Raw genomic sequence first — 935 nt, 5'->3', positions numbered from 1 at the left:
GTGTGGGGTGGGGCGGGGTCAGCGGCTGCGGGTGCGGATGGCGTGGCGTACCTCGGCGAGAAAGCCGTCGAAGTCGGTCGCGAAGCGCTTCGAGGTCAGGTGCAGGACGATCCAGTCGTCGCCGACCAGCCGGTTCAGCCGGCGTCGATCCCGATGCAGCTGTTCCGGGTCGTGGTGCCAGCTGCCGTCGTACTCGATGGCGATCTTCCATTGCGGCCAGGCGAGGTCCAACCGGGCGACGAAGGCGCCGCCGCGTTCGACCACGAACTGGGTGACCGGAACGGGTAGGCCGGCCAGGACCAGCCGGACCCGGAGGCGGGACTCCGGTGGTGACTCCGCACCGCCGTCGGTGAGGTCGGCGACCCGCAGCATCCGCTTCCAGCCGCGCTCACCCGTGTGCCGGCGAGCCCGCTCGCTCAGCTGCGCAGGTACGACGAGCCGGCGGCGGACGAGAACATCGACAAGCGCGACGGCGTCCTCCACCGGCAACCACTGGGCGAGATCCCAGCAGGTGCGCTCCGGCGTGGTGACCGGGACGCCGGTTCGTTGGAACACATCCGTGTCGGGCAGTGCGGCGGTGTGCACGGCCAGGCCGGTCACCGGTCCGAACCGTTGGCCCGTGGGGACCAAGACGTCAAGGGGCTCGTGCACCTCGACGCGTCCGGCTCCGAACAGCGCCGCGGCACTGCGTCCGGCGATTGCCGCATCGGACGGGATCAGCCAGCGTGCCGCCGCCGAGCAGCGGGTCGGATGCGACACGACGAGTCGGGCATCGGCGTAGACGTCCTTGAAAAGCGGCCGCCACGCGCTGCTCCGCAGCTCGGCGCGGGTGAGCAACCCCTGGGACACCACTTCGGAACCACGAAAGACTCGTCCCTGAAGACGACTGGGCCGTCGAGGAGAAATCGGCATCCCCCCACCCTGACCACCACCAC

Annotated in this window: 1 protein-coding gene; it reads right to left on the bottom strand. The window is 70.3% G+C overall.

The features are described 5' to 3' along the window. Nucleotides 1-18: 18 nt before the first annotated feature. Nucleotides 19-849 carry an endonuclease domain-containing protein gene (locus tag C1I93_RS30725; protein ID WP_146603620.1) on the bottom strand — a complete coding sequence of 277 codons (831 nt, stop codon included), beginning with the start codon at nucleotides 847-849 and terminating at the stop codon, nucleotides 19-21. Nucleotides 850-935 lie beyond the last annotated feature (86 nt).

The organism is Micromonospora endophytica (assembly GCF_003236305.1).
In the GTDB taxonomy this organism is placed as follows: Bacteria; Actinomycetota; Actinomycetes; order Mycobacteriales; family Micromonosporaceae; genus Micromonospora; species Micromonospora endophytica.
The sequence above is the reverse complement of the archived record's forward strand: the minus strand, read 5'-3'. Positions and strand labels throughout refer to the sequence as shown.